Raw genomic sequence first — 21,138 nt, 5'->3', positions numbered from 1 at the left:
TTACGCGGTGTCAGCACAACCTGTCGAGCGTCCCGGCGACCTGAAACCGGCTCCGGCTAGCGTGTTGCCGATGCCGGTGCCCACCGCATGGTGGGTGCTGATTGCGGGTGTGATTGGCTTGGTCGCCTCGATGATGTTAACCGTTGAGAAGATCAGGATTTTGCTCAACTCGGCTTACGTGCCGTCGTGTAATGTCAATCCGATCGTCGCGTGCGGCTCGGTAATGAGCACACCGCAGGCGTCTGTATTGGGTTTCCCCAATCCGTTGCTGGGTATTGTGGGCTTTACGTTGGTGACTGTCACCGGTGTGCTGTCGGTCGCGGAAGTATCACTGCCGCAATGGTATTGGATTGGATTGGCGGTTGGTACGTTGGCTGGTGTGGGGTTTGTGCATTGGCTGATCTTTCAGAGTCTGTACCGCATCGGGGCGTTGTGCGCCTACTGCATGGTGATCTGGGCTGTCAGCGTGTCGCTACTGGTGGTGGTCACCGCCATCGTGTTTCGTCCGCTGCTCGAGGTCCTGCCTGGCCGGACCAGCGCCATAGCCCGGGGAATTTACCAATGGCGATGGTCGATTGCCACTCTGTGGTTCATTACGGTGTTTCTGCTGATCATGGTGCGGTTCTGGAACTATTGGCAGACACTTTTATGAGTTACTGGCTTTTAGGGGCACGCGTGTTTTCCTAAAGTGTTGGTCGGCTAATCTCAGGGAGATCCCGATCCGCGTTTTCCGTGTTGATTACGAACCGGGTGTAGGCACGGTGGCATTGTATCCTTACGAGCACCGCAATTTGTAGTATCGACTTAAGGTGACGAGTCTTACTTTATCTATCGGCGACGTTGGTCATCCGGTGCGGACTTTACCTGTCCATCGATCAAATCGTCGACACGGCTCGTTACATTGACTCCGTCTATTTTTGCTAAGTTTTATCGGAGAACCTAGAGTTGGCTGCGGTGTGCGCGGCAGTAGGCATCACGTACGTCGGCCCCACCGCCGAAGTGCTTAAGCTGAAAGGAAATACGTCCCGGGTGATTGTTCGCTGCGGTCCGCGAAGTTGGCCTGCCTGTTTTCATTTGTCGGCACCATTTAGTCTTGATCGATGCGCTGATGTCGGCCCTCGAGTCGGGCTAGATCGGCATCCGGTTTCCGTTGTTCGTCAAAGTGGTTGCCGACGGCGGTCGAGGTATGCGCCGTGTCAACGATGTGAGCGTGCTGCGCGAAACCGCCAGCCGAGAACCCAAATCCGCGTTCGAGGATTCGACGGCCTATACTCGCACGAACAGGTAATACTGCAACCATACTACGTCGAAGCGCAGATCCTTGCCGACAACCTCGGCAACGTTGTCCACGCTTAATATCTAGTGTACCAGCGCGACTGCAGTTTGCAGCGTCGTCATCAACAGGTCATTGAGCTGGCGTCCGTACCGGGCTTGCCCGCGTGAATTGCGTGACAAATGTTCGCCAACGTGGTCGCTTTTGCCTGGCATATCGGGTACACGTAGTGTTAGCCTGGCCGAGTCTCTACTGGGTGAGGATGGCCAGTGTGTGTTCATCGAGATGAATCCGCGGATTCAGGTGGAGTGCAGCGTAACTGAGGAGATCGTCGATGTCGATCTGGTCTTCAGCCAGCTGTGGATTGCCGTTAGAGCGTTGCTAGACGAGCTGGATTTAGGCCAGCAAGACACTCGGCCGCACGGTGTCGTGTTGTCGCCGGATCACCATCGAGGATCCGGTTAACGTTTTTAGGTCCGATACCGGTTGGATCAGCGTGTACCGTAGTCCCGGTGGGGTGGACATCCGGTTGGACGACAGCCCTAACCCTGGTGCCGCGGTCAACGCGGACTGCGATTTCATGCTGGTCAAGCTGACCTACTGGGGCCGTGATTTTCCGACGACGGTGGGCAGGGCGTGCTGGGCGGTTGCGGAGTTCCGGATTCGTGGTATGTCGACGAGTATTTTCTTCTTACACGCGGTCTTGGATGACCCGAATTTCCAGGCCGGCCGACTCACCACATTGTTCATCGACGAGTGGCCACAGTTGTTGACCCTGCGCGCCTCGGCCGATCGCGATACCAAGATCCCCAACTATCTAGCCGACACCGTCAACCGGCCGGATGGCTTGCGATCGTCAACGGTGTACCTACACGACAAGCTGCCCGACATCGATCTGCAAGCTTCACCACCGACGGATCTAAGCAGCGATTGGTTGGGTTGGTGTCCCAGCGTTTTGCGTGCTGGTTGCGGGAATTGGCGGCAGTAGGGGTTACCGATACGACGTTTAGCGTCACCCACTAATCGCTGCTGGCTACCCGAGTGAGTGTCGGCGGGTTGGCTAGGGTGGCAAAGTATCTCGCCCGGAGAATGCCACAGCTGTGGTCGATGGAGTGTTGGGGGAGGTGCGACGTACCAAGTGGCACTGCGTGTTTCCTCAAGGAGACGCTCTGGGAGCGGCTGGCTGCGCTGCGTGTTGTGCTGCTCAACATCTGTCTGCATATGTTGCTGTGGGGCCGGAACACGGTTGGCTACACACCGTATCCGGAGGTGGTTACCTCGGTGTTCGTAGCGGATGCAACAGCTATCGTTGTTGACATCTTCCGAATTTTAGATGCGCTCAACAATGTTGAGTCGATGCACCAGGAGATCGACCCGGTACATGAAAAGTGTTCTGCAATAGCAAAAGTCGCAATGTTCTACACCGGTGATTTGTCCGAACTGGGGGAGCGACTCTACACGTTGGACTACTGTTTGAACCTTGCCGAGCAAATCGTGGGTGCTGGCGCACACGTGCTAGCCATCAAGGATACGGCCGGACTGTTGCGGACACCGGGCGCACAGTGGTTAGTCGTTGCGTTGCGCAGTTGTTTCGGTCTGTCCGTGCACGTATACATCCATGACACACCGGGTGGGCAGCTGGTCAGCTATATGGCCGCTTGGCACGCTGACGCCGTCGACGGTGCTGCCTTGTCGCTAACAGGAACAACCAGCCTAGCCTGCGTTGAGCTCGATTGTGGCTGCTGCAGCTCACAGCGAGTACGAAACCGATCTGTCGCTCTTCGCCGCGTGCGCATTGGAGCAGTACTGGGAAGTTCTACGAAAAGTATACGCACTCTTCGAATCTGGTCTACCCTGTCCGACAGGACGGTCGTATCACCATGAGATTCTGAGTAGCCAGTTATCGAATCTGCGTCAGCATGCGATTGCGCTGGGTCTGGTGAATCGATTCGAGAAGACCTATGCGGGGGCCGACCGTGTGTTGAACAGATTGGTTAAGGTCATGCCGACGTTTACGATGGCTGGTTATCTGGCGCTGGTGTTGGTTGGCGCTGAGGTAAGTGCAGACGAATTTGACTCGGATCCAGTGCGATATTCGACATCCCAGATTTGGTGATGGGGTTACTGCACGGCGAGCTTGGTGATCCGTACGGCGGCTGGTCGGAACCGCTGTTCACGACGGTGCTGGCCGGCTGCGCTCCGGCCAAGTCCATTCGGCAATTAGCCAGCGACGATGAGGTGCCCGAACCCTGGCCAGTCTTAAGCGTCAAGCCACGTTAGTAGGTTGTTATTCCCGATTCTGGCAAAGGAATTCGAGGAGCATCGAAAAACCTACGGTGACACTTCGCGATTGTCGGTCAACCAGTTCTTTTGCGGCCTTCGCCAGGATGAAGAGCAACAGGGTGGAACTGGAACGTGGGTTTGAGCTGATGATCGGGCTGGAGGCCATCTCTGATCCTGACGAGCGTGTTATGCAAATGGTGATGTGTATCATCAATGACCAGCTGAAGCCAATTCTGGTGCGTGACCGCCGCATCACCAACTCGGTTCCGGCCGCCGATAAGGCCGATCACGGTAATCCCAGATACATTGCGACACCCTTCGCCGGAGTCGGCACTGTGTGCAGTGTCTGTTGGTGCTAAAATCAACATTGACCAGACCATCGCCAGCATCGAGGCGAATGAAAGATGGAAGCTCTGATCACTGCCCCGGAGGATGCTGTCGTGGTGCGGGTGGAAGTGTCTGGTACCGCTGCGATGGAGGGCGGAGATTTGCTGGTGGTGCTGAGCTGACCCGGATCATTGGTGGCGTAGCGCGGGGAAGGCGCATTGTTGTTCCGCAGTGGGGGGCCAGGCCGACCACTGATCGGGTGCGCGAGTCGCTTTTTAACATCGTGGCTGCGCAGCGGGAACTGACCGGTCTGGCGGTATTAGACCTTTACGCCGGTTCTGGTGCGCTCGGTCTGGAGGCTCTGTCGCGCGGAGCCGCGTCGACGCTGTTCGTGGAATCCGACAAGCGTACTGTTGCTGTCATCGAGCGCAACGTGACGGCCTTAGGTCTAGTTGGTGCCAGGCCGCGCTGCGGCCCGGTGGCCACTGTCCTGGCCGCCGGGACCGCGTCTCCGATGGATCTTGTGCTGGCCGACCCGCCCTATGCGATCGACACAGCTGAGGTCGAAGCGGTGCTGGCCACGTTGACCACCTACGGCTGGGCGCGACCGGGAACCGTCGCGGTGATAGAACGTGGCGCCGCGAGCGTGCCGTTGACCTGGCCGGCCGGATGGAGTTCGTGGCAGTCGCGTGGGTACGGTGACACCCGTTTGGAGCTTGCCGAACTGACCTGATCCGCCGTGTAGCGTTTCGATCATGAGCAGTGTGGTATGTCCGGGGTCATTCGATCCGGTGACGTTGGGCCACATCGACGTTTTTGAACGCGCTGCGGCTCAGTTCGACGAGGTGGTGGTCGCGATCCTGATCAACCCCGTCAAGAAGGGCATGTTCGACCTCGACGAGCGGATAGCGATGATCAATGAGTCGACGATGCACCTGCCTAACTTGCGTGTGGAGGCCGGAGAGGGATTGGTGGTCGCCTTAGTCAGGTCCCGTGGGATGACAGCCATCGTGAAGGGCCTGCGCACCGGCGTGGATTTCGAATACGAGCTGCAGATGGCGCAGATGAACAAACACATCGCAGGCGTCGACACTTTCTTCGTCGCAACGGCGCCGCGGTATTCGTTCGTATCGTCGTCGTTGGTCAAAGAGGTTGCTATGCTAGGCGGCGACGTTTCAGAGCTATTGCCGGAATCGGTGAACCGCCGATTCCGGGAAAAGATGTCCGGCACTAGTTAAGGCCGCGGTCAAAAAACTAGGTTTGGGTTATTGCTGTTTTTTGGTGCCACTGAACGTGGCACCAAAAAAGTCGAACCCCTCACTTATGTGTACTGTTTGGGTCTTGGTCTCGGATAGGTGCAATCCCATTAGTTCGAGCGCCCAAGTGATGTCTTTGCGTAGTGTTTCGATGTGGCTTTGGGATCTTTTGACCAGCACTACAAAATCGTCCGCGTAACCAACTAGGCGCCAGTTCGGCAGTCCTTTCCAGCCACGGCGTCGGCGTACTGGTCAACCTTGGTTGCCGCGGTTTCCGCGGCATATGTAGGTGCTTATCGAGTACTGCCGACGCTATGTTGGCCAGCAGCGGGACCAAGAGGCTGTCTTGCGGCGTGCTGATATGGGTGTTCTCGTAGTTCGCCGAGTTCACTGAGGATCCTGACCTTGAGGAACGACTTGACCAGCCGCAGCACCCGCTTGTCTTTGATCCGCTGGAGCACCTGGTCTATTGGGGTCGGGTGGTCTACGTGGTCAAAGTACGTCTCAAATATCTGTGTCTAACACTCATCGGTATTCCTGGGTGGCCAACAGATGGATCTCGGCGATGGCGTCGTGTGTGCGCTGGGCGGGCCGAAACCCGCAGGAAAATGGCTTGAAGTCGGTCTCGAAGATGGTTTCTAGCAACAGTTTTAGCGTCACCTGGAAGACGACATGGTCGGCCACCGTGGGAATCTCCAGCAACAGCAACTTGCCCGACCTGCTTGATTTGGGGATCTTGTGTATCCTGCACCGGTTGAGGTTGGAACTGCTCACTTTTGAGCGGTATGCGTAGCCCTCCTAGGAACATCGGTACTTCACCTTGGAGTTGATGCGGGTGTCCACAGTCAGCCCGTTCGATCTTGCTGTTGTACGGGCACTCGGGTTGGTTGCTACCCGATCAATGCCACCACCAAGGTGACTGGGTCGGAGACGGAATTGAACAGATCATCGAACCGGTGGCCGGGATCGGCTGTCGCCCATCGGTGACGTTTGACCTGTATTTCCGATCCTTACCGCTAGGGTCCATCAGGTCCTGCTTGCACAGAGCACCACCATTCAGCGGCGCATCATCCGGCATGATAACCTCCTAATGCCTTTGCGAATTCGCTGCTCCTTGATCATTAGTCGCCTTTTCCGACCTCGGACTACTATTACTACGGTGGTTTACTACGGTGGTTCTGTTCTATTCCGAACCGGTCGGTCGACGGCGCTCCTAGCCCAGCACTGTGCTGGATATGCGGCATTAAGCCGGGAACGGCTGATTGCCACGATCGGCCCCCACAGTGCTACCCTGACTGGGTAATAGGCGAAAAAGAATTTTTGTCAAAATGATTTGGGGTATCTAGGCGGCGATAACACCAGCGAGCAACAGATTTGACAACGAGGTCTCCTACAGTGGCTAGCCGCTCCCATGATGAACATCATGGGAGACCGAGGTAAAACCCTGGGGCAAAAACAGTTGTCACCGCAGTGTGTTATCGCCTTTGGAGCTCATGCCGCGATGGACATGTCCATCGCGGCATCAGCTTTCATCGAGTCAGCAATGCCATGGCCTGATGGCGGGCGGTGTCGATGAGTCGAGAGCGCACGAACAGCCGGAGTAAAACGGCCAGATATCATGATCATCGGTAGCTCGCCGATGAGCTCTGCTCTGATGAATTGCCAATTCATCAGCAGGGCCAGGACAATCACTCACTTCACCATGAGATTGGTGGTAGCTGATCTCAAATGTCATGGCGGCGATAGAAGTTAGCTCCCTTGCAGAACAGTGATCGAGCCAACGCCGCAGCGGTGTAGGAATACGATGACGATGTCACTTCCCGCTCGGCCGCGATGGCCAGAGTGCGTAGCGGTCATCGGCCGTTCCACGGATGGTATTCGGTGGACGGCCTGCGCCAGAGCGTCACCATGTACCCTCTACAGGTATAATTTCAACCGCGAACCAGTATAATGTGATCCGCCATGTCGGCCACATAGGTGGCTGTTCAGGCCATAATGTCCGACACACCGAGCCAGCAACATCGTGACAGCGGTAACAGCAGGCACACTGGTAACAACCAACGAGGCCAGGAGGGTATGGCTGTGTACCGAGTCTTTGAGGCGCTGGACGAATTGGGTGCCATTGTCGAAGAAGCCCGGGGCGTGCCGATGACCGCTGGCTGTGTGGTACCTCGCGGCGATGTGCTGGAGCTGATCGACGATATCAAAGATGCGATCCCGGGTGAGTTGGATGATGCCCAGGATGTGCTCGACGCGCGTGATGCGATGCTCAACGACGCCAAAGCGCATGCCGATTCCATGGTGTCCTCAGCGACCACTGAGTCGGAGTCATTGTTGAGTCACGCGCGCGCGGAGGCTGATCGGATCCTGTCTGACGCGAAATCGCAGGTTGATCGGATGGCAAGCGAGGCGCGTCAACACAGTGAGCGGATGCTCGGGGATGCGCGTGAGGAGTCGATTCGCATCGCTACAGTAGCGAAGCGAGAGTACGAGGCCAGCCTCAACCGTGCCCAATCCGAATGCGACCGGTTGATCGAAAACGGCAACATCTCCTACGAAAAGGCTATCCAAGAGGGCATCAAGGAACAGCAGCGCTTGGTGTCGCAAAACGAGGTGGTACAGGCGGCCAACGCCGAATCCACCCGGCTGATCGACACGGCGCACGCCGAGGCGGACCGGCTGCGCGGCGAGTGCGATATCTATGTCGACAACAAGCTCGCCGAGTTCGAAGAGTTTCTCAACGGTACGCTTCGTTCGGTTGGCCGCGGCCGCCACCAGCTCCGCACGGCGGCCGGTACGCACGATTACGTGACACGCTAGCTTTCTGCTTAAGTACCATCGCCACGAGGAAAGGTGACTGTTGCTCTGGCGCTACGCGATGGGTGCCGTAGGATTTCTACTATGACGCGGCAGTATGGTGTCACGACGCAACGTCATCTGATCTCACCGGTAGTGTTCGACATCACCCCGTTGGGACGACGACCGGGAGCGATCATCGCCCTGCAAAAAACCGTGCCCAGCTTGGCGCGCATTGGATTGGAGCTGGTCGTGATCGAGTGGGGTGCGCCGATAAATCTCGACTTGCGTGTGGAGTCGGTGTCAGAGGACGTGTTGGTCGCTGGGACGGTGACTGCTCCTACGGTGAGCGAATGTGTCCGTTGTTTGACCGCGGTCCATGGACACGTGCAAGTCACCTTGAACCAACTGTTTGCCTATCCCTACAGTGCGACGAAGGTGACCACCGAAGAGGATGCGGTAGGACACGTGGTCGATGGCACGATCGATCTTGAACAGTCCATCATCGATGCCGTAGGGATCGAGCTCCCCTTCGCGCCGATGTGCCGGTCGGATTGCCCTGGATTATGCGCAGAATGTGGTACTTCACTGGTCGTCGAGCCCGGTCATCCCCATGACCGCATCGACCCGTGGTGGGCCAAGTTGACTGACATGTTGGCGCCTGACGTCCCGCAGACATCGGAAACGGATGGATCACGGAGTGAGTGGTGACCCAGCCTCGACAAGCTTTGCTCGATGCGTTCGGCGTCGATCTGCCTGATGAGCTACTTTCGCTGGCGTTGACACACCGCAGTTATGCCTACGAGCACGGCGGGTTACCAACCAACGAGCGCCTGGAGTTTCTTGGTGACGCTGTCCTGAGCTTGACCATTACCGATGAGTTGTTCCATCGCCACCCCGACCGTTCGGAAGGGGATCTGGCTAAATTGCGTGCCAGTGTGGTCAACACCCAGGCACTGGCTTACGTTGCGCGAAACTTATCCGATGGTGGTCTCGGTGTCTACCTGCTGCTGGGCCGTGGCGAGACAAACACCGGAGGAGCGGATAAGTCCAGCATACTGGCCGACGGCATGGAATCGCTGCTGGGTGCGATCTACCTGCATCACGGTATTGAGGTGGCCCGTCAGGTGATCTTGCGGTTGTTTGGTACGCTGCTGGACGCTGCGCCTACGCTGGGAGCTGGGTTGGATTGGAAGACCAGCTTGCAGGAGCTAACAGCGGCACGCGGCATGGGCGTGCCATCGTACGTGGTGACCTCCACCGGTCCGGACCACGACAAAGAATTCACCGCGGTTGTCGTCGTGATGGACACCGAATACGGGTCAGGTATTGGCCACTCGAAGAAAGAGGCTGAGCAGAAAGCCGCATCAGCGGCTTGGAAAGCACTCGATGTGCTGGGCGGCGTCGGGAAAACGTCCGTGTAGTCGATGGTTATGATTCGCTGCGCCCGGTTTCGCCGGGCTTGGGATCATAACTAAATGCCTGAACTGCCCGAAGTAGAGGTGGTGCGGCGCGGCCTGCAGGACTATATCGTAGGCAAGACGATTACTGCGGTTCGGGTGCACCATCCGCGCGCTGTGCGCCGCCACGTTGCTGGACCAACTGACCTCACGAACCGGCTGCTCGGCACCCGTATTAACGGAATTGATCGGCGCGGCAAATATCTGTGGTTCTTGCTGGACACAGACATTGCGCTCGTGGTGCACCTCGGCATGAGCGGGCAGATGTTGCTGGGGACCGTGCCTCGCGTCGATCACGTTAGGATCTCTGCGCTGTTCGACGACGGGACCGTGTTGAACTTCACGGATCAGCGGACCTTAGGGGGATGGCTGCTAGCCGATCTAATGACGGTGGACGGCAGTGTGCTGCCGGTGCCTGTCGCCCACTTGGCGCGTGACCCGTTCGATCCGCGGTTCGATGTCGAAGCTGTAGTGAAAGTGTTGCGGTGCAAGCATTCCGAGCTCAAGCGCCAGCTCCTCGATCAACAGACAGTATCTGGAATCGGCAACATTTACGCCGATGAGGCGTTGTGGCGGGCCGAAGTGCACGGCGCGCGAATTGCTGCCACTCTGACCCGTCGGCAGCTGGCCGCGGTTCTGGATGCTGCCGCCGATGTGATGCGCGACTCGTTGGCCAAGGGTGGGACTTCGTTCGATTCGCTGTATGTCAACGTCAACGGCGAATCGGGGTACTTTGACCGATCTTTGGATGCCTATGGTCGTGAAGGCGAAGGCTGCCGGCGTTGCGGCGCGGTGATGCACCGGGAAAAGTTCATGAACCGCTCGTCCTTCTATTGCCCTAGATGCCAACCTCGGCCCCGGCGGTAGCTTCGGCCGTGCACACGTCGAGATTGACGTCGGTGTGGTGCTCTATCGAACTTTTCCATGCTGCCGTCGATCTCGGTGCGAGGACCACCTGGTAGAAAGAAGCCATGACCGACCTGGGGGTCGAACGCACTGGAGAGCGCCGCTAAACGGAATACAGCGCGCGAGATGTGCAGTTATTCTTCGGCTCCGAGGATCTCTACGGCGTGTTTACGCTCGGTAAGTTGCTTAACGATCGCACTCACCCGCGAGGCCTTGGGTGGTGGTGTTGTGGTGGGCTGGTGGGGTGTGGGTGGTTGATCTGCGCTAGAAGGTTGCCGTATGTGCCGCCGACGGCCGGATCATCGATGCACTGTTCACTAACACGATACTGCTGCACCCGGCGGCATGCCTGCTTGCTGGCTGAGGGCCGGTCAACAAGCCGCCGACACCGATACCAGCGGCAGAAATGGTGCAAGGGATAACATCAGGTGCGAATAGTTATACCGTGCACGGGGACGTGCCTGTTCAGGTGCGGCCACATTGACCACGCCGACACCTCAAGGCCATGACATGCACACTAAAACGCCCCTACCCCGCGGCGCTAACAACTATCCTCACACTCACGCCTGCATCGATATCGCCTTCAGCACAGCCCAGGTGCCCAGCCCCTGGCATCATCAACATGTAGACCAAGCAGCATCCACCACCGACATGCTTACGTGCGCCGCGCTAATCGTGTCCACTGCGGCAAAGCACACGAAGCCTCATCGAAAGCAGGCAGTCAGCCACTCACCAACAAAAACCCCGCAACACAGCAAAACACGTCAACAGGATTCCGGGCTGCCCCCCACGACTACCGAACATATCGGCCAGTCATAAAACGCAAAAACAGCCATTTCACCCACCACCTATGAAACCAACCGAACAACTCACCGCCACAGACACAAACACGACAGCTTGACATCGGGTGGTTTCAACGGTGCAGTCCGATAGACGTCATGCGACTCGGTACATACCATGTCGCCGTTCAGGGCTGGGGAAACTACCGCATTACTTTCGTCGAAAATCCGAATCGTGACATTATACATTGATGTGCACAAGAACAATATCACATGTGATATTGTTCTTGTGCACATCACCGGGTGTTTACAGCGGGATGTTCTTGTGGCGACCGCGGCGCACAGGCGACTGGGCCAGTGCCTCGGTGAGTTTACTGCGGGTATGTGCCGGGTTGATCTTCTCGTCAACCACACCGATGTCGATGGCACTGTCCACGCCGCCGGCGATGCGCTCATGCTCGGCAGCTAAGTCGTCGTGTAGAGCTTCCCGTTCGTCGTTCGGTGCTGCGGCTAACTTGCGCTTGTGAAGTATGCCGACGGCCGCCTTGGCGCCCATCACCGCCACTTCGGCGTCCGGCCACGCGAATACCTTTGTTGCATTCAACGATCGAGAATTCATCGCAATGTAGGCCCCGCCGTAGGTCTTTCGGGTAACCAGCGTTACGCGCGGAACGGTGCACTCACCGAACGCATGCAACAGTTTAGCACCTCGGCGCACCACGCCGCCCCACTCTTGGTCAACCCCCGGCAGATAGCCGGGGACATCGACGATGACCACCAGCGGGATCCCGAACGCGTCGCAGAGTCGTACGAAACGTGCTGCCTTCTCGGCGCTTTCGGAGTTCAAACAACCGCCCAGTCGCAACGGGTTGTTGGCCAGTACGCCCACCGTGCGGCCGGACAGTCGGCCCAGCCCGACCACCATGGACGGTGCCCAATTCGCCTGGAATTCGTCGAAAGGCGTGTTCTCATCCAGGATCGCTGTCACGACTGGATGTACGTCATAGGCTCGTCGGGACGATTCGGGCAGCAGCGCTTGGATATTGGTGTCACCAGCTTCTGCCTTGCTACGGTCGAAATGACCTTGCTGGCAGAACAATCCGACTAACCGGCGGCCGCGCTCATAGGCGTCGAGTTCATCGTTGGCAACGATGTGGCACACCCCGGACTTCTTGTGGTGGGTCTCTGGGCCGCCGAGCGAAGCCATGTCCACGTCTTCGCCGGTGACGCTGCGTACCACGTCGGGCCCGGTGACGAACACCCGACCTTCTGGCGCCATGATGACGACGTCGGTCAGCGCTGGCCCATAAGCGGCGCCGCCGGCAGCGAAACCGACGACCACCGAGATTTGCGGAATGTACCCGGATGCGCGGATCATGGCCTCGAACACCTGTCCGACTGCGTGCAGCGCCCGCACTCCCTCGGCTAACCGGGCCCCGCCCGAGTGCCAGATGCCTACGATGGGGCTCTGCTCTTCAATAGCGGTGTCGTAGGCGTTGACGATATGCGCGCAGCCTTCGATACCCATGGCGCCGCCCATGACGGTGCCGTCGGTGCAGAACGCTATGGTGCGTAAACCGTTCACGGTGCCTGTCGCAGCGAATACGCCGGACTGGTTACGCTCGTGCAGCGGTTCGACTCTGCCATCGTCGAAGAAATTGCTCAGACGCAGTAGTGGATCGCGGGGATCAATGGACTTGCCCACCACCTTTGGGGCCGTGATTGTCATCGCAGGTCTCCTGTGTCAGTGATGTTCGGGTTAGTAGCAGCCGAAGGCGATCGCTACGTTGTGACCGCCGAATCCGAACGAGTTGTTGACCGCATACCGATAATCACCCGGCCGTGGTTTACCCGCTACCACGTCCAAGTCAATATCTGGATCGAGGTTTACCAGGTTCAGTGTCGGTGGGATTACCTGGTCCCGCAACGCCAGCACAGTCAAGATTGATTCCACCGCGCCGACTGCGCCCACTGAATGGCCGAGGGCAGATTTGGGTGCGTACACCGCCGGTCGATTGTTGCAGAGGGCTTTGTTGATGGCTTTGGCTTCGGCCAGGTCACCGACCTGGGTGCCGGTGGCATGGGCGTTGACGTGGTCGATGTCGCTCGGACTGAGGCCCGCTAGGTGCACTGCACGTGCGATAGCATGCCCGGCACGTTCCCCGTTGGGGTCCGGTGCCACCATGTGGAAGCCGTCCGAGGTGATGCTGGCCCCCATGATCCGGGCTAGGATGTTGGCGCTGCGCGCCTTCGCACTGTCCTCGGTCTCGATTAGCATGAGCGCGCCGGCCTCACCGAACACGAAGCCGTCGCGGTCCCTATCGAACGGGCGACATGCACCGGCGGGGTTGTCGTTCTTGGTGGACATTACGATGCGCATCTGGGAGAACCCGGCGATTGGCACGGCCTCGATCTTTGTTTCCACGCCACCACAGATCGCCGAGTCGGCTTCGCCGAGCACGATCTGCTGCCACGCATGGGCGATGGCCTCGGAACCGGACGCACACGCCGACACAGGCGTCATCACCCCAGCCTTGGCGTGGTGCTCCAGCCCGACGGCCGCTGCCGCACCGTTGGGCATGTACTTCTGCACGGCCAGTGGCGAGACTGCCTTCATTCCGCGCGCACGCATGTCGTCGTAGCTGAAGACCAGCTCCTCGGCCGAGCCCAACCCGGTGCCGATGGACACCATTAACCGATTGGTGTCCACTTCGGGTGAGCCCGCGTTCTCCCACAGTCGCCGGCTTAGCACGGTGGACATTCTCTGTAGGTAACCCATCCTGCGCAGCTCGACGCGGGTCAGCTGGTGGTCGAATTCCTCCAGCAAATGTCCACCGATGCGAACCGGTAGGTTGAACTCCTCGATGAACGGGTCGTCGAGCATACGAATTCCACTTTGGTTGTCGAGCAACAACTTCCACGTGGTCTCCGCGTCTGTTGCCAGCGCAGTCGTCATAGCAATGCCGGTGACGACCACATTGGGAAAGGCTTTCCCTGTAACCAGCTCCGGCGATGTGGTCATGAGTCTAGCGATCATTCCTTCCCGTGCTTAGTAGCGCCCAAAAGCGAGCGCCACGTTGTGGCCACCGAACCCGAAGGAGTTATTGATCGCGTAACGGTAGTCGCCGTAGCGAGGTTCACCTGCGACAATGTCTAGGTCGATCTCGGGATCTGGGGTTTGGTAGTTCAGTGTGGGTGGGATGACACCGTCGCGAAGGGCCAGCACCGTCAGGACAGACTCAAGCGCGCCGACCGCGCCGATGGAGTGGCCCAGTGCTGACTTTGGCGCATACACCGCAGCCTGTTCGCAACCGGCGACCCTGATGGCGTTGGCCTCCGCGCTGTCGCCGATCGGCGTTGCTGTCCCGTGCGCGTTGACGTGGTCCACGTCCTTCGCCGACAAACCCGCCAGCTCCAGCGACCGGGTCATTGCCCGCCCTGCTCGCACGCCGTCGGCCGCGGGTGCCACCATATGAAAGGCGTCCGAGGTGATGCCTGCACCAAGCAACCGAGCCAGCGGCTTGGCGCCGCGAGCCTTGGCGTGCTCCTCAGTCTCGATGAGCATCAGGGCTCCGGCTTCGCCGAACACAAACCCGTCACGATTTTTGTCGAATGGCCGAGATGCCCCCTCGGGGTCGTCGTTACGGGTCGACATGGCTCGCATCATCGAGAACGCCGCGATAGGCAGCGCCTCGATCGGGCCCTCGACACCGCCACAGACGGCGACATCTGCATCTCCCATGATGATCTGGCGCCAGGCGTGTGCGATTGCCTCAGAGCCCGACGAGCAGGCCGACACCGGTGTCATCACCCCGGCGCATGCCCCAAGCTGTAGCCCGACGGTCGCTGCGGCGCCGTTGGGCATGATCATCTGAACGGCGAGCGGGGACACCTTACGGGGTCCGCCCGCGTTCATCAGGTCGTAGCTTTCCACGATTCGCTCGGCGCCGCCCAGACCGGTGCCGACCACGACGGTGAACCGGTCGGGATCGACCTCCGGGCTGCCGGTGGACTCCCATAGTCGACCGCTGAGCAGCTTGCTCATCCGCTGGACGTACGACATGCGCCGCAGGTCCAGGCGGCTCATGTGGCTATCGACTGGCTCCTTGAGGTGGCCGCCGATCTTGACTGGCAGGTCCCACTTGGTGATGTACTCGTCTTCGAGTACGTGGATGCCGCTCTCGCCGGCCAACAGACCCTTCCACGTGCTTTCGATGTCCGGCGAGATTGACGTCGTTGCTGTGACAGCGGTCACCACAACACTGGGGAAACCGCCATTAGCAGTGGAAGGCATGGTCACTTACTTTCTGTTTCTAGCCTTGCCTGAACGTTCGCGGCGGCCTCGGGGTTCTCCGACACGATCTTGGCGCGCAGCGCCTCGGCGGCCTCAGGATTCTCTTCTTCGAGCTTCTGGATGTAGGTCACAACGTCACCGACAGTACGCAGACCCGCGAGGTCTTCGTCAGGGATCTTGACGCCGTACTTGTCTTCGGTCTGGACGGCGATCTCGACCATCGACAGCGAGTCAATGTCCAGGTCGTCGACGAACGACTTCTCCGGGGTAATCTCAGACGGTTCGATACCGGTCACCTCTTCGATGATCTCGGCGATTCCGGCAATAATCTCTTCCTGGGTGACGGCCACAGTCTGCTTCCCTTCGTAATGTGTTGTGTGCAAATCGGATTGATTTGCTGTTTAGACCTGTGTGGTTGTTCCTGCCATTGCAAATTGCCGGGTCGGCGGTTAGAGGTTCGCCAACTTGTCCAGGTCTGTGGGCGACTTGACGGCGCAAGTTGTTACTTCCCGAAGCTCGCGTTTGGCGATTCCGGTGAGAGCGCCTGCGGGCGGGAGTTCCACGATCGCCGTGACGTTGTGCTCACGCAGCGTTACGTTGCACAGATCCCAGCGCGCCGGGTGAGTCAGCTGAGAAATCAGGGTTTCCATACCGGTCGCTGCCGACGCGACCGGTTTTCCGTCACGGTTGGAGAGCAGCATCGCGATGGGTTCGGCAATCGTGATGCTGGCCGCCGCCTCTGCGAAGCCATCAAGAGCTGCGGTCATGAACTCGGTGTGGAACGCTCCGGCCACGTCCAGTGCTCGCACCCGGGCCCTGGCTGGCGGGTCTTCGGCGAGTTTTTCTAGCGCGGTCAGTCGACCGGCGGCGACAATCTGACCGGCGGCGTTGCGGTTCGCAGGAACCAGGTCAAGTTCCTCGAGGCGATTCAGCACGTCGGCTTCGTCACCGCCGAGCACAGCGGACATGCCGGTCGGCTCGATGGCGCATGCCTTGGCCATCTCGGCGCCGCGGGTTGCGGCCAGCGCCACTGCATCATCGGCGGCGATCACACCGGCGATCGAATACGCCGCGATCTCGCCGACGGAGTGTCCGGCCACGATTAGGTTGTCGAGGGCATTCTCAAACAAGGCATGCTTGGCCAGCTCCTGATGAGCTAGCAGCGTGGTCGCAACAATCAACGGCTGAGCGACAGCGGTATCGGTTATCTCCTCGGTCGAGGCGGTGGTGCCTAGACGTACCAGATCTAAGCCACTTGCCTTCGACCAGGTCGCGATCTGGTCTGCGGCACCGGGGAGTCCCAGCCACGGCGATAGCATTCCCTCGGTCTGCGAGCCCTGTCCGGGTGCAAGTAACGCAATCACGTGTCTAAGAAAACACTGTGAAGACGGTTTTGCGGGGTGTAACAGATTATGAACCTCGTCTTAGGTTTTTGTATATAACCTACAAAACTGTTCGGTAAGCTACGGGTTTGATAGCATCTTGAGATCTGCGGTCGCTATCGTCCTGGCGGTGTCATGGCACCTCGCGTGACTGGCAGTTGTGCCTAGGGCATTGGTCTTGTGGCCGGCACTTTAGTGATGAGTCGGATAGTTGAGTTTACCCACTGTCGCTGCCACTCGCAGGACATATGCATCGCGCGGTAGGGTGGGATCGTGTCCGGTGAAGTCTGTAATGCGCTTGAGCCGGTACCGTACGGTGTTTGGATGAACGAACAACTTGCGGGCGCAGGCCTCAATTGCGCCGCCACAATCCAGATACGCGTCGAGTGTCTCGATGAGCGTCGGCCCTGCATCAGCTAATGGCAGCATCACATCGGTATGCAACGCCACGATCGCCGATGCATCCCCCATTAAGGCGCGTTCCGGCAGGAGTTCTCTGGCCTGCACGGGTCGCGGCGCTCCACTCCACCCGGCAACGGCGTTCATCCCGGAAACCGCCTCGCTTGCGCTGTGGTAGGCGGCAGTCAGCATCGGCGCTGTTGGTCCGATGACCACCGGTCCGTCGGAGAACGCGTGCAGCAGGTCACTGAAAAATTTGTCCGTCGGCGCTAATTGGCCGGATATGATCGCCACCAGCCAGGTACCGTGTACGTCGGTCAGCGCCGCGCGGCCGTGGCGGGCTGCGATCTCGCGGACTTCCTGGCTGGCTCGTTCGCTGCTGACCTGCCCGTTTGGGCCGTCGTGGTTCGGTGTCGGGGTACCGACCACAACCGTTGCTGGTGCGGTCGTGTCCCAGTTCAATGCGGCCGCGCGAGACAACAGCTCGGGGCCGGTGTCGCCGCGCACTACCGCGTCGACGACGCTGGCTTCCATCCTGCTGTCCCAGGTGCCGCGCGCTTCGGCCGCGTCGGCATACGCCGTGGCGGCGGTGAACGCCAGGTCGCGGCTGTACTTCAAGATGCCCACGGTGAGTGCCGTCAATTGCTCTTCGGAACGGGCCAGCAGTGGCACAACTTCTTCGAAGAACTCCATGGTGACTCGCACCATGTCCACGGTGTGGCGTAACGCGATTCGTCGGGCCAGATCCTGGGGTACCAGTTCGAACGCCTGCGCGGTGTAGCTCACGTCACTGTGCGGGTTTTGCATCCACTGGACAAAGTTGACCACCGCCGTCTGCACCACCAGCGTCACGCTGGCGCGCTGGGATGCTTCCAAGTCGGCGAAGAACGGCAACCGTTCTTGCATAGCTGTGACCGCTTCAGTAGCTAGCCGGCCCGAGTACTGCTTCAGCCGTCGTAGCAGTGAATCGGGCACGGTGTCCAGTAGTTCGAGCGGCAACCTGCGAGGCGGTGCAGGCACAAAATGATTGTGATTCACTCCTAAAAGCTACGCCAGATTTCTGGAAGTTTTCCCCAAAACAATGCTCGGCTCTTACTGGTGTCTTACCGGGGACCGGATTATGTCAGTTCTGAACTCCCGGTCCCGGATCAGAAGTCTGCTCTGGGGCGGCCTGCACGTCGTCGATCTGGTATTGACGTGTGGCCGCGACCGGCACCGACGGGTCGATCTCACCGTCACGTGCCAGCGCCTCCAATACCGCGACCACCTGCGATTCGGCATCGGTGTTGAAATAGCGTCGAGTGGCTGTACGGGTGTCGGAAAAACCGAACCCGTCAGTGCCCAGCGTGACGTAGGTGCCAGGAACCCATGGTCGGATCTGTTCGGGCACCGCGCGCATCCAGTCCGATACGGCGATTACCGGTCCGGCGTTATCCGAGCGGGCTTCGGATAAGACCTGGGTCACGTAGGGGACGCTCGTCGGTTGGTCGGGGTAACGCAGCCGGGCCGTTTCGATGGACATCCCGTCGCGGTTCAGTTCGCCCCAACTGGTCACCGACCATACGTCGGCAGCGACATCCCACTGGGTGGACAGCATCTCGGCTGCCGTCAGTGCCGCAGGCATTGACACCCCGGAGGCCAAGATGTGCGCCTTGTTGGAACGTTGTTCCTTAGCCGTGTAGTAGCGGTACATGCCGCGCAGTACTCCGTCGGGATCGAAGTTCTCCGGCTCGGGTGGCTGTGGGTATGGTTCGTTGTAGACGGTGATGTAAAAGAACACGTTTTCCGGGTCCTCCCCAAACATCCGGGTCAGCCCGCTTTCGACGATATAGGCGATTTCGTAGGCGAACGCCGGATCGTACGTGACGACTGCCGGATTGGTGGCCGCTAACAGCAACGAGTGGCCGTCGGCGTGTTGCAGCCCCTCGCCGGTCAGCGTGGTACGTCCCGCGGTGGCCCCGAGTAGGAAGCCCCGCGCCATTTGGTCGGCCGCGGCCCACAGGCCGTCGCCGGTGCGTTGGAACCCGAACATCGAATAGAAGATGTAGATTGGAATCATTGGCTCGTTGTGCGTCGAATACGATGTGCCTGCCGCGATGAATGAGCCCACCGACCCGGCCTCGTCAATGCCTTCGTGCAGGATCTGCCCGACTTCGCTCTCCTTGTACGCCAGCATCAGTTGTGCGTCGACGGCGGTGTAAAGCTGGCCGTTGTGGTTATAGATCTTCAACGACGGAAACCACGAGTCCATGCCGAACGTGCGCGCTTCGTCGGGAATGATCGGGACGATCCGTGGGCCGACTTCCTTGTGTCGCAACACTTCTTTGAATGTGCGCACGATCGCCATGGTGGTGGCGACTTCCTGCTGACCCGATCCGGTCTTCAACGCGGCGTAGGTGTCGCGGCCGGGAAGCGTTAGCGCGCCGGACTTTGTCCGGCGCTCGGGCAGAAAACCCCCGAGGGCGCGGCGTCGGTCGAGCAGATAACGGATTTCCGGTGAGTCGGGTCCGGGATGGTAATACGGTGGTAGGTAAGGATTTTCCTCTAATTCGGTGTCTGAAATCGGAATCCGCTGGGTATCACGAAACTCCTTAAGATCTTCCAGCGTAAGCTTTTTCATCTGGTGAGTGGCATTGCGGCTCTCGAAATGTTTGCCCAGCGCGTAACCCTTGATGGTCTTGGCCAAGATCACTGTTGGCTGTCCCTTGTGGTCGACGGCGGCGCGATAGGAGGCGTAAACTTTACGGTAGTCGTGACCGCCGCGCTTGAGGTTCCAGATCTCTTGGTCGCTCATATGTTCCACCAGAGCCTTGGTACGAGGGTCGCGCCCGAAGAAATGGTCGCGGACAAAGCGGCCATCGTTGGCTTTGTACGTTTGGTAATCACCGTCAGGGGTGGCGTTCATCAGATCGACCAGGGCGCCGTCCCGGTCGGCATGTAGCAGCGCGTCCCATTCACGGCCCCACACTACCTTGATGACGTTCCAACCGGCTCCGCGGAAGAATGACTCCAGCTCCTGGATGATCTTGCCGTTACCACGTACTGGACCGTCGAGGCGCTGCAGATTGCAGTTGATGACGAAGATCAGATTGTCCAGGTCTTCGAGGGACGCGACATGTGCGAGCCCGCGGCTTTCGGGCTCGTCCATTTCACCGTCGCCTAAAAAACACCACACGTGTTGGTCGGAGGTATCCTTGATACCCCGGTCATGAAGATAGCGGTTGAACCGTGCCTGGTAAATGGCATTGAGCGGGCCCAGACCCATCGACACGGTGGGGAATTCCCAGAAGTCGGGCATCAGTCGTGGGTGTGGGTAGGACGGCAACCCGCCTCCCGGATGACTGTGCTCCTGGCGGAAACCATCAAGCTGGTCTGCGGACAATCGGCCTTCCAGGAAGGCACGGGCGTAAATTCCGGGGGACGCGTGGCCCTGGATGAATACCTGATCTCCGCCGCTGGGATGCGACTTTCCTCGGAAAAAGTGGTTGAACCCTACCTCGTAGAGCGCAGCGGACGAAGCATAGGTAGAGATATGACCACCGACGCCCACACCCGGTCGTTGCGCGCGGTGCACCATAATTGCCGCGTTCCATCTGATCCAGGTGCGGTAGCGACGTTCGATGTCCTCGTCTCCGGGGAACCACGGCTCGAGCTCGGTCGGGATGGTGTTGACGTAGTCGGTCCATGTCAACGCCGGGATCGTCACCCGCTGCTCGCCGGCCCGCTCCAGTAGCCGTAGTATCAGATATCGTGCCCGCGACGGCCCTGAGTGCTTCAGCAATTCGTCGAAGGACTCCAGCCACTCCGCTGTCTCCTCGGGGTCGATATCGGGCAAATACGACGCCACACCTTCGCGGATCACCCGAACGCTGTTGGATTCGTTTGTGCTGCTAGGGTTTTTGGCCAGATCCGGGCGCGCGAACTCGATTGTCAACGCACTACTCCTGTAGTTGGCGGGGCATTATTTGGGATGATGCCTTTGG

The 21,138-nt window shown here is 59.1% G+C and carries 16 protein-coding genes and 2 pseudogenes; 8 read left to right on the top strand and 10 right to left on the bottom strand.

The features are described 5' to 3' along the window. The first annotated feature begins 7 nt into the window (after window positions 1-7). The 4 genes and pseudogenes from ML_RS08480 (at window position 8) to coaD (ending at window position 5,121) form a co-directional block, all read left to right on the top strand. A complete protein-coding gene (locus ML_RS08480; protein WP_010908466.1) occupies window positions 8-652 on the top strand; it encodes a vitamin K epoxide reductase family protein in 645 nt (214 codons plus the stop codon). Window positions 653-656: 4 nt separating this feature from the next. Further along, window positions 657-4,065: pseudogene (locus ML_RS08475) on the top strand (pyruvate carboxylase). Continuing rightward, window positions 4,062-4,616: a 16S rRNA (guanine(966)-N(2))-methyltransferase RsmD gene (gene rsmD / locus ML_RS08470; protein WP_064430360.1), complete on the top strand. Its 555-nt coding sequence runs from the start codon at window positions 4,062-4,064 to the stop codon at window positions 4,614-4,616. Before ML_RS08475 ends, rsmD begins: the two are co-directional and overlap by 4 nt. A gap of 22 nt (window positions 4,617-4,638) precedes the next feature. Beyond that, complete coding sequence (gene coaD / locus ML_RS08465) at window positions 4,639-5,121, top strand: pantetheine-phosphate adenylyltransferase (protein WP_041322890.1); 483 nt, start codon at window positions 4,639-4,641, stop codon at window positions 5,119-5,121. 27 nt (window positions 5,122-5,148) lie between these two features. Here coaD and ML_RS19210 read toward each other — a convergent pair whose 3' ends face one another. The 3 genes and pseudogenes from ML_RS19210 to ML_RS08450 all read right to left on the bottom strand — a co-directional run bounded on the left by ML_RS19210 (window position 5,149) and on the right by ML_RS08450 (window position 6,831). Next, window positions 5,149-5,361 (bottom strand): reverse transcriptase domain-containing protein, encoded by a 213-nt coding sequence (locus ML_RS19210; RefSeq protein WP_119607978.1) that lies wholly within the window; start codon window positions 5,359-5,361, stop codon window positions 5,149-5,151. A 197-nt stretch (window positions 5,362-5,558) separates the two neighbouring features. Then, window positions 5,559-6,015: pseudogene (locus ML_RS16150) on the bottom strand (reverse transcriptase domain-containing protein); the annotation flags it as partial. 615 nt (window positions 6,016-6,630) lie between these two features. Beyond that, a complete protein-coding gene (locus ML_RS08450; protein ID WP_049769795.1) occupies window positions 6,631-6,831 on the bottom strand; it encodes a hypothetical protein in 201 nt (66 codons plus the stop codon). Window positions 6,832-7,221: 390 nt separating this feature from the next. Between ML_RS08450 and sepIVA the strand changes: the two genes are divergently transcribed. From sepIVA to mutM, 4 genes are read left to right on the top strand one after another with little or no spacing between them, the layout of a single operon-like run. Continuing rightward, the gene (gene sepIVA, locus ML_RS08445; RefSeq protein WP_041323873.1) at window positions 7,222-7,959 is read left to right on the top strand and encodes a cell division protein SepIVA; all 738 of its coding nucleotides are present in this window, start codon (window positions 7,222-7,224) and stop codon (window positions 7,957-7,959) included. A 33-nt stretch (window positions 7,960-7,992) separates the two neighbouring features. Beyond that, the gene (locus ML_RS08440) at window positions 7,993-8,646 is read left to right on the top strand and encodes a YceD family protein (protein WP_010908462.1); all 654 of its coding nucleotides are present in this window, start codon (window positions 7,993-7,995) and stop codon (window positions 8,644-8,646) included. Next, complete coding sequence (rnc, locus tag ML_RS08435; RefSeq protein WP_010908461.1) at window positions 8,643-9,359, top strand: ribonuclease III; 717 nt, start codon at window positions 8,643-8,645, stop codon at window positions 9,357-9,359. The genes ML_RS08440 and rnc overlap by 4 nt, the downstream gene beginning before the upstream one ends. A 54-nt stretch (window positions 9,360-9,413) precedes the next feature. After that, complete coding sequence (mutM, locus tag ML_RS08430) at window positions 9,414-10,262, top strand: DNA-formamidopyrimidine glycosylase (protein WP_010908460.1); 849 nt, start codon at window positions 9,414-9,416, stop codon at window positions 10,260-10,262. A gap of 1,125 nt (window positions 10,263-11,387) precedes the next feature. On the opposite strand, the gene ML_RS08420 is transcribed toward mutM, so the two are convergent. From ML_RS08420 to aceE, 7 genes are all read right to left on the bottom strand, one after another. Continuing rightward, window positions 11,388-12,809: an acyl-CoA carboxylase subunit beta gene (locus ML_RS08420; RefSeq protein WP_010908459.1), complete on the bottom strand. Its 1,422-nt coding sequence runs from the start codon at window positions 12,807-12,809 to the stop codon at window positions 11,388-11,390. Window positions 12,810-12,839: 30 nt separating this feature from the next. Continuing rightward, on the bottom strand, window positions 12,840-14,102 hold the full coding sequence (gene kasB / locus ML_RS08415) for a 3-oxoacyl-ACP synthase KasB (RefSeq protein WP_197492536.1): 1,263 nt from the start codon (window positions 14,100-14,102) through the stop codon (window positions 12,840-12,842). A 27-nt stretch (window positions 14,103-14,129) separates the two neighbouring features. Then, window positions 14,130-15,380, bottom strand: coding sequence for a 3-oxoacyl-ACP synthase KasA (gene kasA / locus ML_RS08410; protein ID WP_010908457.1), 1,251 nt, complete (start codon window positions 15,378-15,380; stop codon window positions 14,130-14,132). Then, window positions 15,377-15,724 carry a meromycolate extension acyl carrier protein AcpM gene (gene acpM / locus ML_RS08405; RefSeq protein WP_010908456.1) on the bottom strand — a complete coding sequence of 116 codons (348 nt, stop codon included), beginning with the start codon at window positions 15,722-15,724 and terminating at the stop codon, window positions 15,377-15,379. The genes kasA and acpM overlap by 4 nt, the downstream gene beginning before the upstream one ends. 99 nt (window positions 15,725-15,823) lie before the next feature. After that, window positions 15,824-16,738: an ACP S-malonyltransferase gene (locus tag ML_RS08400; RefSeq protein ID WP_010908455.1), complete on the bottom strand. Its 915-nt coding sequence runs from the start codon at window positions 16,736-16,738 to the stop codon at window positions 15,824-15,826. 210 nt (window positions 16,739-16,948) lie between these two features. Then, the gene (locus ML_RS08395) at window positions 16,949-18,193 is read right to left on the bottom strand and encodes a PucR family transcriptional regulator (protein ID WP_010908454.1); all 1,245 of its coding nucleotides are present in this window, start codon (window positions 18,191-18,193) and stop codon (window positions 16,949-16,951) included. Between the two features lie 85 nt (window positions 18,194-18,278). Further along, entirely contained in the window at window positions 18,279-21,089 is a 2,811-nt protein-coding gene (gene aceE / locus ML_RS08390) for a pyruvate dehydrogenase (acetyl-transferring), homodimeric type (RefSeq protein ID WP_010908453.1), read from the bottom strand. Window positions 21,090-21,138 lie beyond the last annotated feature (49 nt).

It is taken from the genome of Mycobacterium leprae TN, assembly GCF_000195855.1.
Classification (GTDB): domain Bacteria; phylum Actinomycetota; class Actinomycetes; order Mycobacteriales; family Mycobacteriaceae; genus Mycobacterium; species Mycobacterium leprae.
The sequence above is the reverse complement of the archived record's forward strand: the minus strand, read 5'-3'. Positions and strand labels throughout refer to the sequence as shown.